The 14041-nt window shown below is 49.8% G+C and carries 13 protein-coding genes and 3 tRNA genes; 12 read left to right on the top strand and 4 right to left on the bottom strand.

Going from position 1 to position 14041, the window contains the following annotated elements:
• Window positions 1-29: 29 nt before the first annotated feature.
• Complete coding sequence (argA, locus tag QNN86_RS12315; RefSeq protein WP_414211178.1) at window positions 30-1361, bottom strand: amino-acid N-acetyltransferase; 1332 nt, start codon at window positions 1359-1361, stop codon at window positions 30-32.
• A gap of 235 nt (window positions 1362-1596) precedes the next feature.
• Here argA and amiC point away from each other — a divergent pair, with 235 nt between their 5' ends.
• From amiC to QNN86_RS12265, 10 genes are all read left to right on the top strand, one after another.
• Entirely contained in the window at window positions 1597-2850 is a 1254-nt protein-coding gene (gene amiC / locus QNN86_RS12310; protein ID WP_181617758.1) for an N-acetylmuramoyl-L-alanine amidase AmiC, read from the top strand.
• Between the two features lie 387 nt (window positions 2851-3237).
• A complete protein-coding gene (locus QNN86_RS12305) occupies window positions 3238-3810 on the top strand; it encodes a fimbrial protein (protein WP_181617757.1) in 573 nt (190 codons plus the stop codon).
• A gap of 59 nt (window positions 3811-3869) precedes the next feature.
• On the top strand, window positions 3870-4397 hold the full coding sequence (locus QNN86_RS12300; protein ID WP_414211176.1) for a fimbrial protein: 528 nt from the start codon (window positions 3870-3872) through the stop codon (window positions 4395-4397).
• Between the two features lie 10 nt (window positions 4398-4407).
• The gene (locus QNN86_RS12295; protein WP_279277738.1) at window positions 4408-4968 is read left to right on the top strand and encodes a fimbrial protein; all 561 of its coding nucleotides are present in this window, start codon (window positions 4408-4410) and stop codon (window positions 4966-4968) included.
• Window positions 4969-4977: 9 nt separating this feature from the next.
• Complete coding sequence (locus QNN86_RS12290; RefSeq protein ID WP_181617754.1) at window positions 4978-5571, top strand: fimbrial protein; 594 nt, start codon at window positions 4978-4980, stop codon at window positions 5569-5571.
• An 82-nt stretch (window positions 5572-5653) separates the two neighbouring features.
• A complete protein-coding gene (locus QNN86_RS12285) occupies window positions 5654-6379 on the top strand; it encodes a fimbria/pilus periplasmic chaperone (RefSeq protein WP_279277739.1) in 726 nt (241 codons plus the stop codon).
• Window positions 6380-6422: 43 nt separating this feature from the next.
• A complete protein-coding gene (locus QNN86_RS12280; RefSeq protein WP_279277740.1) occupies window positions 6423-9032 on the top strand; it encodes an outer membrane usher protein in 2610 nt (869 codons plus the stop codon).
• A complete protein-coding gene (locus tag QNN86_RS12275; protein WP_181617752.1) occupies window positions 9029-9619 on the top strand; it encodes a fimbrial protein in 591 nt (196 codons plus the stop codon). The genes QNN86_RS12280 and QNN86_RS12275 overlap by 4 nt, the downstream gene beginning before the upstream one ends.
• Window positions 9620-9630: 11 nt before the next feature.
• Window positions 9631-10224 (top strand): hypothetical protein, encoded by a 594-nt coding sequence (locus tag QNN86_RS12270; protein ID WP_181617751.1) that lies wholly within the window; start codon window positions 9631-9633, stop codon window positions 10222-10224.
• A gap of 12 nt (window positions 10225-10236) precedes the next feature.
• Window positions 10237-11319 (top strand): fimbrial protein, encoded by a 1083-nt coding sequence (locus QNN86_RS12265; protein ID WP_181617750.1) that lies wholly within the window; start codon window positions 10237-10239, stop codon window positions 11317-11319.
• A gap of 128 nt (window positions 11320-11447) precedes the next feature.
• On the opposite strand, the gene QNN86_RS12260 is transcribed toward QNN86_RS12265, so the two are convergent.
• The 3 genes from QNN86_RS12260 to QNN86_RS12250 form a co-directional block, all read right to left on the bottom strand.
• Window positions 11448-11524: transfer RNA gene (locus QNN86_RS12260), tRNA-Met, on the bottom strand.
• Between the two features lie 44 nt (window positions 11525-11568).
• Window positions 11569-11645: transfer RNA gene (locus tag QNN86_RS12255), tRNA-Met, on the bottom strand.
• A 48-nt stretch (window positions 11646-11693) separates the two neighbouring features.
• Window positions 11694-11770 (bottom strand) — tRNA-Met (locus QNN86_RS12250).
• Between the two features lie 204 nt (window positions 11771-11974).
• Between QNN86_RS12250 and mltA the strand changes: the two genes are divergently transcribed.
• Window positions 11975-13072, top strand: coding sequence for a murein transglycosylase A (mltA, locus tag QNN86_RS12245; RefSeq protein WP_414211175.1), 1098 nt, complete (start codon window positions 11975-11977; stop codon window positions 13070-13072).
• Between the two features lie 134 nt (window positions 13073-13206).
• On the top strand, window positions 13207-14013 hold the full coding sequence (tcdA, locus tag QNN86_RS12240) for a tRNA cyclic N6-threonylcarbamoyladenosine(37) synthase TcdA (RefSeq protein ID WP_414211174.1): 807 nt from the start codon (window positions 13207-13209) through the stop codon (window positions 14011-14013).
• Window positions 14014-14041: the final 28 nt, after the last annotated feature.

Raw genomic sequence — 14041 nt, 5'->3', positions numbered from 1 at the left:
GCGTTTATGCCGCCATCCGGCAACTACTCCTAGGCCAAATCCGCCATCAGCACTTTTGACCGCCGCTGATAGTTGTACATCTCTTTCTTGCTTTCCGGCAGCAGGTCGATATCCACCGGGGTGAAGCCGCGCTCCTGGAACCAGTGAATGCTACGCGTGGTCAACACGAACAGCTTGCAGAGCCCCATTTGCCGGGCTTGCACGGCGATCCGCTCCAGCAAAACCTCGCCACGCGACGAACTACGATAGTCCGGATGCACCGCTACACACGCCATTTCGCCAATTCTTTCTTCCGGAAAAGGGTACAGGGCTGCACAGGCAATGGTCAGATTATCGCGCTGAATTATGGTGAACTTGTCGATCTCCATTTCTAGTTGTTCACGGGAGCGACGCACCAGAATACCTTGCTGCTCCAAAGGACGAATCAATTCCAGAATGCCGCCAATATCGTTAATGGTGGCGCGACGGATCTGCTCGGCGCTTTCCATCACGATTTGCGTACCGATGCCATCGCGTGAGAACAGTTCCTGCAGCAATGCGCCATCTTCCTGATAGCTAATCAGGTGACAACGGCGTACCCCGCTACGACAGGCTTTGACCGCACCCCGCAGGAAACGCACGGTACCGGAGCTGTAGTCACCGATCGCTTCCTGGGCTTCAACGCGTGCCTGGGCCTCGTTGGGGAACAGTTCGGACACAATATCGCCATCATTGTTAATTACCCCTTGCGAGGAGCAAAAGCCGACCATCTTTTCCGCTTTCAGTTTGATGGCTAACTGGGTGGCGACCTCTTCGGACGTCAGGTTAAAGCTCTCACCGGTCACGGAAACGGCGACCGGTCCCAGCAGAACAATGGCGCCACTGTCCAGCTGGCGGTGAATCGCCTCTTCATCAATACGACGAATGCGCCCGCTGTGGCAGTAATCGACGCCGTCATCCACCCCCAACGGCTGGGAGATAATAAAATTCCCGCTGACCACGTTGATGTGCGCACCCTGCAATGGCGTATTGTTCAGGCTCATCGACAGGCGTGCGGTAATATCAAGCTGAAGCAAGCCCGCAGCTTGCTTGACCAGCTCCAGCGTTTTGGCGTCAGTCACGCGCGTATTTTTGTGATACACCGGCTCATGATGATGCGCAGCCAGGTTGGCATCAATCTGTGGTCGTGCGCCATACACCACAACCAGGCGAATGCCGAGGCTATGAAGGAGCCCAATGTCATTGACGATACTGGAAAAGTTTTCATGCTCGATGGCTTCGCCGCCCAGCATAATGACAAACGTTTTTCCCCGATGGGTATTGATATAGGGAACAGAATGGCGGAATCCCTGTACCAGTTCGGTTCTACGTTCCTTCACCACGGCACACCTCTATTGCATGATTATTCGTAATTTATGTATTTTTATTCTGTTTTTGCACTGTGTGCAAGCGTAATTTTTATCCCTGTAAAAGATTTTTATCAGTAATGCCGTGAATATAAAAAGAATGTTTACCCTTTTGTAGATGACAGATTATGCGTCATTCGTTAAAGTTTCCGGTCAATTCGGACGTTTTACGTATTACCTCTACTAAAGATTTCTTTTGCTCGGGAGAAGCATGTCGGGATCCAATTCAGCAATCAGTCGCCGCCGTTTACTGAAAGGTGCGGGTGCTATGTGGCTTTTGAGCGTCAGTCAGGTCGGTTTGGCTGCCGTGAGTCAGGTCGTTGCGGTGCGCGTATGGCCAGCGTCCAGCTATACCCGCGTCACGGTAGAATCCAATCGTCTGCTGAAATACAAACAGTTTGCCCTGAGTAATCCTGAGCGTGTGGTGGTAGATATTGAAGGCGTCAATTTGAACTCGGTGCTCAAGGGCATAGGGACGCAGATCCGCCCGGACGATCCCTACATCAAATCAGCAAGGGTCGGGCAATTTGACCCACAGACCGTGCGGATGGTGTTTGAGCTGAAGCAAAATGTGAAGCCGCAGCTTTTTGCGCTGGCACCAGTAGCGGGTTTTAAAGAACGTCTGGTGATGGATCTCTATCCGGCTAATGCCCAGGATGTACAGGATCCGCTGCTGGCGTTGCTTGAAGATTACAACAAGGGCGATCTGGATAAGCAGGTGCCGCCTGCACAAAGTGGTCCGCAGCCGGGTAAGGCAGGGCGCGATCGTCCGATTGTCATTATGCTCGATCCCGGGCACGGAGGAGAAGACTCCGGTGCCGTGGGGAAATACAAGACGCGTGAAAAAGACGTGGTGCTACAAATTGCCCGCCGTCTGCGCGCGCTGATCGAGAAAGAAGGCAACATGAAGGTCTTTATGACGCGTAATGAAGATATCTTCATTCCGCTGAAGGTGCGTGTGGCGAAAGCGCAGAAACAGCGTGCGGACCTGTTTGTCTCTATTCACGCCGATGCGTTTACCAGCCGACAGCCCAGCGGTTCGTCGGTGTTCGCACTCTCCACCAAAGGTGCGACCAGTACCGCGGCAAAATATCTGGCCCAAACCCAGAACGCCTCGGATCTTATTGGTGGCGTCAGCAAAAGCGGTGACCGTTATGTCGACCACACCATGTTCGATATGGTGCAATCGCTGACCATCGCCGACAGCCTGAAGTTTGGTAAAGCGGTGCTGAATAAGCTCGGTAAGGTGAATAATCTGCATAAGAATCAGGTTGAACAGGCCGGGTTTGCGGTATTAAAGGCCCCTGATATTCCGTCTATCCTCGTGGAAACTGCGTTTATCAGTAACGTTGAAGAAGAGCGTAAGCTCAAAACAGCGACGTTCCAGCAGGAAGTGGCGGAGTCAATTCTGGCAGGGATCAAAGCCTATTTTGCCGATGGGGCGACGCTGGCAAGAAGGGGATAAATATACACCCTGACATTCTGATGCAATAAAATGTACGAATGTACAGGGGGGATATTACAGTTGAATTATTTACAGGACTCGTTAATATCGTCAAGCGGGTGTCAATAAATTTATATTTAGAGGATGCTGAATTATTATCTTAATTAATGCCTGAGGTTGTCTTATTTAAATTAAATATAATATTTATAATGTTTCCATCATTTATTTTTATATTCATTCTTAATGGATGGATTTTTTGTATTTATTTTTTCCTAAAATAGAATTAACTCTTTCTTCTCGCTAGATAGTCTATCTCCCCCTGAATATAATATTTTTGCATCACCTCTGGCAGGAATGCAATCACCGCATATTGCGGTATCTGGATATATATCATTCATAAGGGAAACGATGAAAAAGTTAACTATTGCGGCTATCGCTATGGCATTTGCAGGCAGTGCTTTTGCAGCCCAGGATTCAGCAGAAATTCATTTTGCTGGCGAAGTGCAGACTAACATCTGTACAGCATCGCTTCTGGGAGGCGGGACTACAGTGCAACTGGATCCAACAGATGTTAAAACCGTCTCTTCAGCGACTACCGACTCGGTAATGAAAAAAGATTTCGCAGTCTCCCTGGACTGCACCGCTCAGGGCTCCAAAGATGCCATTAGCGGTGCGAGCTATGCCACCGTAACAGGCTATCTGGCACCGGGAAACGGGACATCAATCAATTCCAGCACTCCTGCGCTGGATAACACCGACGTTACGGCGGCGGGTGCGCAAGGGGTTGGTTTCCAGGTCCAAAATAAAGATGCCAGCAATGCAGTTCAGACTTTTACCGATGTGGATCAAGTTGCGAAAGTGATCAATACGACTACGCCAATGGTGTTCAGTTATAACGTGGGCTACCTGAAAACTGGCGCCGCTGCTGTTAGCGGCGGTCTGGTTGCGGCTGATGCCATGTTTATCGCACAGTATCAGTAATAAAAATAAGGTCAGGCAGGGCTGGTAGAGCCCTGCTTTTTATTCTGCAAGGAGAGAATATGCGTAAAGGAATACCGTTATTGTTGCTCCTGATGATATTTGGCCAAAAGGCCCTGGCTGACAATAGCGTATTTAATGTAGAGGGCAGCATTTATAAAACAACCTGTACCGTACAAACGCCGGGAGACGGTACTTCAATAGCTTTATCAGAAGTGAGTACGCAGACATTAAGCGACTCGACGACCCTCGTTTCCGCGAAAGAATTTACGATTAACGTCAGTTGTTCCGCACCCTCATCCTGGCATGAAGTGACAGGGAAATTTACTACCGATGGTGAGGTCGATAACGACGTAAAAGCGTTAAAAAATACGATTGTCGATGCCAGCGGCGCCAAAAATGTCGGGTTACAAATTAAAGATAAAACGACCGACACTCTTGTGGATTTCAGTACAACGCAGCAGTTCACACTGCCTTTTAGCAGTGACAATAGCGGCTTATTTCGCTTTGAGGTGGGTTATATCAGCCTCGGCGTGCCGGGGAAAGGCGATGTGCATGCGGCGGCGACCTTTACCCTGACCTACGCCTGACGGAGCGCCGGTGAATAAATTAATTGCTCTACTGCTGTCTGGGTTCGTGTGGGAAAATTCAGCGCATGCTGCCGATACGCTGGAATATGACTTTACCGGTCGGGTAACGGACACAACCTGTAAGGTTGAGCTTTACGACCATGGTGGCTCAGTGAGTACTAGTATTCTCAGTTTTTTTGATTTAGATGTAATACCAGCCATCGGCAATATTGTGTGGACGCATTCGGGGGGAAAGTATCGTTACTCCTTCTATTTCCGCGTCACCTGCCCATCCGGGAATGCGGCGACGGAAGTGACCGGCAAAATCAGTACGTCGCAGGAAGTTGATGCCGCCACTATGGCACTGAAAAATATGAATGGCGACACCAATCAGTTCGGCATTGTACTTAAAGATACCGATCAAAATAAGATGATCGATTTCAGCACGGTCGAGAATACCCAATTTTTAACTCAGGAGGGGGATTCTCGGGTGGCGGATTTTAATTTCGATGTGGGAATAGTGCGTTACGGCGACAGTGTTGATTATGGTATTGTGGCGTCGTCTATTGTATTTTCTGCGACCTTTCAGTAAGGGGAATACATGAACTATTTTCCGTTTTTTTTATTCCTGATGGTTTTTTCTGTATATAGTGCCGAGATGCAACAGACGCCAGAGATCCCCATTGAAGTGACGATTTTACCTATCGACGTGCAATGTAATATCTGGATGGAGGTTAATAGCGTGAAAACCACGGTAATTACCCTGGACACCGTCTCTTTGCAGGATATTCAGCAGGCCACCGCTACCGCAAAACCATTTACTGTTCATATTGTGTGTACTAATAAGACTGAAGGCACTCCGTTTCATACTCGCTGGGCAACCACGGGAGAGGTGGATTCAGCAACCCAGGCGCTGAAAAATACCACCGTTTCAGGAGCGAATAATGTTGGTTTTGTGGTGAACGATCAATCGACATCTCCTGCTTCCGTGGTGAATTTTGAGTCGGGGAGCAGTAAAGGTTACTCCATTAAAAGCGCTGGTTTAATCGCTGGTAATCACGATTGTTATGATTTGGTGGAGTATAGCGGCTGTTACAACTGGGCAACTGAATATTCAGTTGGCTATATAACCTACGGCCCGCCTGGGGCGGGGATAGTGACCGCCGACGCAACGGTGACTATCAATTTTGATTAAATAATCTGGGTGTATTTTATTTGGTTTATATATTTCCAAAGTCAGGTAATTAATTTTGTTGTGAAAATGAAAAGGATTTTATATGAAAAAATGTTTATATTCGACTCTGATGGCGTTCTCATTGGCATTGAGTAGCTCGGCATCATGGGCTAGCGTAGTGATTCAGGGAACGCGGGTTATTTATCCTGAAGCGGCGAAAGAAGTGACGGTAAAAATGGTCAATGAAGGCACATCGCCTTTATTAGTACAGTCGTGGCTGGATGACGGTAATGAAAATGGCGATCCGGCTAAAATGAAGTTACCGTTTATTGTTACGCCACCGGTCTCGCGTCTTGATCCGCAAAAAGGTCAGAGTGTGCGTATTAACTGGACCGGTCAGGCATTGCCACAGGATAAAGAGAGTATTTTTTGGTTTAACGTGCTGGAAATTCCGCCTAAAGATAAGAGTGTAGAAGGCAAAAGTAAGCTCAATCTGGCGCTGCGTTCACGAATCAAATTCTTTTATCGCCCGACGTCACTGAAGGGCAGTTTTATTGATGGTTTGAATAACGTTAAGTGGTCGCTGGTCAACGATGCGGGTAACGTGGCGATCGTCCTGAAAAATGACTCACCTTATTATCTCTCGCTGATAGGCGGCTCGGTGTGGGTTGGGGCGAAAAAATACGATTATAAGCCGAAAATGTTGAGCCCTCTTAGCGAAGAGCGCTTTGTTGTGCCACAGCTCGCGACGACTTCCGTTAATAAAGTGTCGTGGGTTGCGTTGAATGACTACGGTGCGGATTCGGAAGTTGTCAAAACGGTTAAATAAAATCAGCTCGCGTTTTTTACAGGATTATTAATATAAGGGAAGGATGGTGCGGCGATTATCTCGAGCTGTTTATTTATCAACGTTTCTGTCCGGTTTTTTTTCTCTGGCATCCGCACAGGCGGATGAAAGTATTCCTGAAGAAAGCGCCAGCCCTGAGATTGTGGAGTTTAGTGATTCCTTTTTAATGGGGGAGGCGGGCAGCCAACTTGATCTGAAGCGTTTTTCACGCGGAAATCCCGTTCTCCCAGGAACATACAACGTTAAAGTTTTCCTTAATGGCAAGGAAATGTTCAAGACGCAGTTGACCTTTAACGAAAATAATACTGATTATGCGTCGGCATGCTTTACCCATGCGCTGCTGGAGCAGCTTAATGTGAACCCCGAGTCGTTGCATCAGGAGGATGAGGACGCCTGTTACGATCTGGTCGCCATGCTACCAAAGTCATCCAGCCGCTACGACCCGTTGACTCAGGAGCTGGATGTGACGATCCCGCAGCTTTATCTGGTCAGCCATCCGGCGGGATATATATCGCCCTCGCGTTGGGACGCCGGGATCCCGATGGCGCTGCTTTCCTATAACGCCAACGCCTGGCATAGCAAAAGCGACAATACCACGCAGGACACCTTTTACAGCGGGGTGATGCTGGGGATTAACCTTGGCGCATGGCGTTTACGTTCGAATGGCGCGTACAACTGGGATAACGACAACGGCGGGAAGTACAGCAGCTACGATCTCTTTGTTGCACGCGATGTTGTGCCGTTACGCGCAAAACTGGAGGCGGGAGACGTACGCACCAATGCGAACATGATGGATTCCATCTCGCTGGATGGCGTACATCTGTACAACGATGCGCAGATGGATCCGTCGGCCAATAGCTATGTGCCGGTTATTCGTGGCGTCGCGAATAGCAATGCTAAAGTGACCGTACGCCAGGAAGGGCGCATTGTCACGCAGGTTACCGTCCCGCCAGGGCCGTTTGCCATCAGTGATTATTATGCTGCGCAAAACGGCAGCGATCTGGATGTTACCGTCGAGGAGTCTGACGGCAGTACTCGCGTATTTTCTATGCCCTATGCCTCTATTGCCCATTTGCTGCGTCCTGGCGAAGTCGACTGGGATATCGGTATCGGCACGGTGGATAAAGACACGGTTGATAAAACGCTGTGGGCGGGCGTCGCCACCGGCTCTTATGGCCTGAGCAATATGTTTACCGCCTACGGCGGTGTGCAAATGGCAGAAAATTTATACACCGCCGGCATGCTCGGTGTGGCAATGAATACCAGCATCGGGGCGTTTTCATTCGACGTAACGCATTCACAAACCACCGCTGATGACGTTGGCACCTTAAAAGGGCAGAGCTACAGCCTTAACTACAGCAAAAACTTCACGGCGACGGGCACCACCTTCAGCGTGGTCGGCTACCGTTTTTCCTCTGAAAACTACTTATCGATGAGCGATGCGCTGTCGCTCAAAAATACGCTGGATAATTATGCTTCTGAGAACAACACCTCCACCCAGGAGGCGTATCACGCGTATACGCATACGCGCAATGAGATACAGGCCAACATCTATCAGGACGTCACCATCAATGGTGAAAGTTTTGGTTCGTTTTATCTGAACGGAACCTGGCGTAGCTATTGGGGCGATGATGGCAATACGTCGCAGTATTCCGTGGGTTATAGCAATTCTGTGGGGAGTGTGAGCTACAGCATTTCCGTCCAACGTAGCTATGACGAGTTTGGCGAAGCAGACGACAGCATCAATCTCGGTTTCTCTATTCCGTTGGGATCGGGCTCCAGCTCGGACTATCGTCCGTTTTCCAGTATGAGCTTCAACAGCAGTAGCGATTTTAAAGGTAGCGACAGCATCAGCGCGATGGCGACAGGGAGTTCGCGAGACAACATGTATAACTACTCTCTGAACACCACCAGCAGTCGTAACAAAGACAGCGAAGATCTCACCACCATCGGCAGTTGGGTGACGCGCAACGGCGCCTACAGCACAACCTCATTGTCGGCGACACAAGGGCTTAACGGCGATCAACAGTACTCGCTGAGCACAACCGGTGGGCTGGTGCTGCACAGCGGCGGGCTGACGCTGGCTTCCGGTTATTTATCGCCAGACTCGACGATGGCGCTGGTGCACGCCAGCGGCGCCAAAGGCGCGTCCGCCTCGATGGGCAATGGGCAGATAGATGGTTTCGGCAATATGATCGTTACCAGCCTGAGCCCCTACCGGGAAAACACCGTTGGTCTGAATATTGACACCATGGAAAACGACGTTGCGATCGGTAATACCACCGGCGTCGTGGTACCGACCAGTGGGGCGCTGGTGCGCGTGAATATAGAAACCGATGCCCGCAAGGCGTTTATGCTGGAGCTGACGCGCGATGATGGCGGGTTTATTCCGCTGGCGGCGGATGTGCAGGATGGCGCAGGCAACTCGGTCGGCACCGTCGGCCAGGCGGGAATCGCCTTCGTGCGCGGTGTGGAGGACAGCGGTACGCTTTCCGTTATTTGGGGCAATGGTGCAGAAGGGCGCTGCCAGGTGAACTATCAGTTGGATGACCATGCCAGCATGATCGGTAAAACGCCGCTTATTTCCGGCCTGCGCTGTCGGATCGCTTCAGCCAGCATTAAGGTGACACCATGATACATAACCAAATTCTTCGTCATTTAGCATTAGGTCTGTTTTCATTTTGCTTTAGCGCCGCGGCTTTTGCCGCTTGTGAGGTAGGCGATGTGTCAAAATGTATAGGGAGTAGCAAGACGGTTGATGTAACGTTTACTGCAACGCTTGAAAACCCTTCTTGCAATGTCTCTTTGGGTGGGGAGAGTAATCAGGGAGGCAAATCTATGACCGTGGATTTCGGTCAGATTATTGCCACCGATCTGTGGCAGGCTAGTAGTGAGTCGCGCTATGTTCGCCCTTTAGGCATATTTTTAACGGGTTGCGAGAATATGATATTTAATAGCGCGGTCGTGACCTTTTCTGCGCCTGCCGACGATGTCTGCTTCATTGAGCGTTTATGTGATAAAACTTTAAATATGTATATCACAATAAAGGACCGAGCCAGTGCTTCTTTCGTCACCTTTAATCAGGGGAGAAACATGCCGTTAAAGAGTAGCGGTGAGGGATATGTTGCAATGTACGATATTTATTTGAAGGCACTAGGTAGTGCCGCCAACTACGCTGGCTATTTTAATAAATCGTTTCAGGTCATTGTTCGCTATAGCTAAATGGGATTATCATGCGCTATCATCTTGCTTATGTATTGACGGTAATCCTGTCTTTTCCGACTTTGACGCTGGCAGCAGCAGAAGGGGATATTACCGCACCAACGATGGATGTTACCGTAACGGCAACAACGATATTACCCGTATGCAATATTAATGTTGCACAGATTGTTACCCTTCCTGATGCCGATATTGCCCAGTTTGCTGTTGGCGGCATATTTGGCGCTTTAGCCCCCACTGATTACAGTGGGGGCAACATCTATACACCGTTTGATATTACGCTCACTAACTGCGGTAGCGAAACGGCGCCAATATCCAGGACACTACGTTTAACCTTTAATGACGCTGGCTCTGGTAGATTTATGGATGGTGTATTTTCAGATCAGCTGCAAGACAATGCATTCGTCGGAATTGTTATCTTTAATACCGATGGCGCCAGCGCGAGAAATGTCCTGTTGGATGAGATTATCTTCACCAATCAAACTGCGACGGACAGTGAACAAGTTTTCCATTTCGCGGCACGTTTTCAGAAAATAGCAGGTGATGATAGTAATATTTCAACCGGATTGTATCGCGCGAATGTTTCCGTGACCGCAGCTTATGAATAAAAAGGATTTTTGATGCTGAAAAAATATGGTGTTATCACGCTGCTAGTGTTGGGGTTATGTGGCGTTCGCAGCGTATTGGCGAGTTGTTCATTTACCACGCCGACGGGGCAATATATCGATCAAACAATGGCATCATCGCCCATAACGGCCGTCACGCTGAGTGGCAAAGGTAATGCCCTAAGTATGCAACAGTTATTCCAGAGTTCGGTACTGTCCGGTGGACCGGTAATTTCTACCTGTAATCCGTCCACGGGAGGTGCTATCAGCGTTTCAGGAGATGGTTTTTCTAACGGTGTGCGGTCTGAAACGATGCCTGATGGCGGAGCGTTGATACCTGGTATTGTATCTGGTTTTACATCTGTATTTGCTTATGGATTCTGGTATACCGTGACCTATGGCGATGGTAGTGGGAGTATATCGGGACATCTTAAGAAAGGAGCGATGTTCAACGCGACGCCAGCTCAGCTTAATAACGCTAAGTGGGAGTTTTGGGCCGAATTATGGTATGCGGGTGGAAGTTATGCCGATCGGATCAAAGGAAGACAGATTGAAGCAATTGACACGACATTTTTTAAAATAGGTTTTGCTGGCATCATGAAAGGGTTCATGTTTCATTCCCCTGCCATTCCGATTACGCCAACCACGTGTAATTTGTCCGTTGACAGGACAAACGTTGATTTTGGGGTGTTTAGTTTTGTGCGATATGGTGGAGGAGGCGCTAGAAATGGTCCGAATCAACAAATTTCAGTACGTAACAGCAATTGCACAATGCTAACTAGTATGGAAGTTCGCATACTGAGCAACGGCAATCCGGTGAGTTCTGACCAGCATTTGTTACTCAACAAACTGACTGGCGATGATGCTGCCAGTGGTTTTGGCGTCGCGTTCTATTACTATGTCCCCTATGCAGGAGATAATACGTATACTCCGTATAGTATTAATGCTCTTCAGGGGGCCAACATTATGGGTCCGTACGATTCAATGGATAAATCATCTATCAACCCGAGTTTTTCCCTTTATCTTGAGCCCGACGGTACGTCGCAAAGGAATGGGAAATTCGAGGCTACCGCTACCATTAACGTTAATTACTATTAATTCCAGCGACTACCGCCTGTATCATTAACCGATGCGGGCGGACGGCAGACACAAAAAAACCGCATCAAGCTAAACGCTTTTGCGGTTTTATTTTTAAGAGCTTATTAAGCGATCTTAACAGATTGTGTTGGTTGCGGGGGCCGGATTTGAACCGACGACCTTCGGGTTATGAGCCCGACGAGCTACCAGGCTGCTCCACCCCGCGTCCGTCTTTACTCTTCATCGAGTAAACTTGCATCAGATTTTAATTGGTTGCGGGGGCCGGATTTGAACCGACGACCTTCGGGTTATGAGCCCGACGAGCTACCAGGCTGCTCCACCCCGCGTCCGTCATTACTCTTCCATCGAGTAACGTTACTGCTTCAAATTTTAATTGGTTGCGGGGGCCAGATTTGAACTGACGACCTTCGGGTTATGAGCCCGACGAGCTACCAGGCTGCTCCACCCCGCGTCCGTGGATGCGCACTATACTCTGCTAACGATTTCATGCAACCTTTTTTTACGTGGATCACTGTTTTCGGTTGAAAATGAACAAAAACAACGCATTCTGGTTTATTTTTTGCGCAAAATTTGTGTTGGGGTATGTATTCGCATTTCATTAGGTTCAGGGGTTTGTTATCTTCATCTCGCATTCAGGCAACTTAAGACGAGAACAATGAAAGGACGTTGGGCAAAATATCTTCTGGCGGGGGCGGTCGTCGTGATGCTCGCCGCGTGTTCCTCTAAACCCACCGATCGTGGGCAGCAGTATAAAGACGGGAAATTGACCCAGCCTTTCTCACTGGTGAATCAGCCCGATGCGGTTGGCGCACCGATCAATGCCGGTGATTTCGCCGAGCAGGTTAATCAGATCCGTAGCGCATCGCCACGTTTATATGGCAATCAGAGCAACGTCTATAATGCCATCCAGCAGTGGTTACGCGCGGGCGGTGATACGCGCAGTATGCGCCAGTTCGGTATTGATGCCTGGCAAATGGAAGGGGCGGATAACTATGGTAACGTCCAGTTTACCGGTTACTACACGCCGGTTATTCAGGCGCGCCACACGCGTCAGGGTGAGTTCCAGTATCCTATCTACCGCATGCCGCCAAAACGCGGGCGTTTACCCTCTCGTGCTGAGATCTACGCAGGCGCGCTAAGCGATAATTATATACTGGCGTACAGCAACTCCCTGATGGACAACTTTATTATGGATGTGCAGGGTAGCGGCTATATCGACTTCGGCGATGGCAGCCCGCTTAACTTCTTTAGCTATGCCGGGAAAAACGGTCATGCCTACCGCAGTATTGGTAAAGTACTGATCGACCGTGGCGAAGTGAAGAAAGAAGATATGTCGATGCAGGCGATCCGCCACTGGGGCGAAACGCACAGCGAAGCCGAAGTACGTGAGCTGCTGGAGCAAAACCCGTCGTTCGTTTTCTTTAAACCACAATCTTATGCTCCGGTTAAAGGTGCCAGCGCAGTGCCGCTGATTGGCCGCGCATCGGTTGCCTCCGATCGCAGCATTATTCCAGCCGGTACGACGTTACTGGCGGAAGTTCCTCTGCTGGACAATAACGGGAAATTCACCGGTCAGTATGAATTACGTCTGATGGTCGCGTTAGATGTCGGTGGGGCGATCAAAGGACAGCACTTCGACATCTATCAGGGTATTGGTGCAGACGCCGGACACCGTGCCGGGTGGTATAATCACTACGGACGCGTATGGGTGCTGAAAACAGCGGCCAACGCGGGTAGCGTTTTTAGCGGTTAATTGCCGGATGGCGCTTCGCTTATCCGGCCTACATTATTGAGTAGGCCTGATAAGGCGTAGCCGCCATCAGGCAGTGATGCAGTCATCAAGGGCGGTATTTGTCCGCTCTTTTTGTTTTCTATATCTGAGGTTCTATGTCTGTGGTTATCAGTGACGCCTGGCGTCAGCGTTTTGGCGGCACGGCACGCCTGTATGGCGAAAATGCGCTGCAGCTGTTTGCCCAATCGCACGTTTGTGTCGTTGGAATTGGCGGCGTGGGGTCGTGGGCGGCGGAAGCGCTGGCGCGTACCGGTATTGGCGCGATTACACTCATCGATATGGATGATGTGTGCGTCACCAATACTAACCGTCAGATCCATGCGCTGCGAGATAACGTTGGTTTAGCAAAAGCTGAGGTGATGGCGGAACGTATCCGCCAGATTAACCCGGAGTGCCGGGTGAACGTGGTCGATGATTTTGTCACACCGGATAACGTTGCTGAATATATGAATGCGGGATTTTCGTATGTCATCGATGCCATTGACAGCGTGCGCCCGAAAGCGGCGCTGATTGCGTACTGTCGGCGCAATAAAATTCCGCTGGTGACCACCGGCGGTGCGGGGGGACAGATTGATCCCACGCAGATTCAGGTGGTTGATTTGGCAAAAACCATCCAGGACCCACTGGCGGCCAAACTGCGTGAGCGGCTGAAAAGCGATTTTGGCGTGGTGAAGAATAGCAAAGGCAAGTTGGGCGTGGACTGCGTGTTCTCGACCGAGGCGCTGGTGTACCCGCAGGCTGACGGCTCCGTGTGTGCTATGAAGGCGACGGCGGAAGGGCCGAAACGTATGGATTGTGCATCCGGATTTGGCGCGGCTACCATGGTGACCGCAACCTTTGGCTTTGTTGCCGTGTCTCACGCGCTGAAGAAGATGATGGCGAAAGCGGCACGTCAGCTCTGATTGTGTCGGATGGCGCTACGCTTATCCG

Source organism: Citrobacter sp. C348 (assembly GCF_047467975.1).
Classification (GTDB): domain Bacteria; phylum Pseudomonadota; class Gammaproteobacteria; order Enterobacterales; family Enterobacteriaceae; genus Citrobacter; species Citrobacter gillenii.
This window is presented reverse-complemented; position numbering and strand designations above follow the sequence as displayed.

Bases quoted from the DNA above. Each gene is read 5' to 3' on its own strand.
- amiC (WP_181617758.1), top strand. From the start codon at position 1,597: ATGTCGGGATCCAATTCAGCAATCAGTCGCCGCCGTTTACTGAAAGGT.
- QNN86_RS12305 (WP_181617757.1), top strand. From the start codon at position 3,238: ATGAAAAAGTTAACTATTGCGGCTATCGCTATGGCATTTGCAGGCAGT.
- QNN86_RS12300 (WP_414211176.1), top strand. From the start codon at position 3,870: ATGCGTAAAGGAATACCGTTATTGTTGCTCCTGATGATATTTGGCCAA.
- QNN86_RS12290 (WP_181617754.1), top strand. From the start codon at position 4,978: ATGAACTATTTTCCGTTTTTTTTATTCCTGATGGTTTTTTCTGTATAT.
- QNN86_RS12285 (WP_279277739.1), top strand. From the start codon at position 5,654: ATGAAAAAATGTTTATATTCGACTCTGATGGCGTTCTCATTGGCATTG.
- QNN86_RS12280 (WP_279277740.1), top strand. From the start codon at position 6,423: ATGGTGCGGCGATTATCTCGAGCTGTTTATTTATCAACGTTTCTGTCC.
- QNN86_RS12275 (WP_181617752.1), top strand. From the start codon at position 9,029: ATGATACATAACCAAATTCTTCGTCATTTAGCATTAGGTCTGTTTTCA.
- QNN86_RS12270 (WP_181617751.1), top strand. From the start codon at position 9,631: ATGCGCTATCATCTTGCTTATGTATTGACGGTAATCCTGTCTTTTCCG.
- QNN86_RS12265 (WP_181617750.1), top strand. From the start codon at position 10,237: ATGCTGAAAAAATATGGTGTTATCACGCTGCTAGTGTTGGGGTTATGT.
- mltA (WP_414211175.1), top strand. From the start codon at position 11,975: ATGAAAGGACGTTGGGCAAAATATCTTCTGGCGGGGGCGGTCGTCGTG.
- tcdA (WP_414211174.1), top strand. From the start codon at position 13,207: ATGTCTGTGGTTATCAGTGACGCCTGGCGTCAGCGTTTTGGCGGCACG.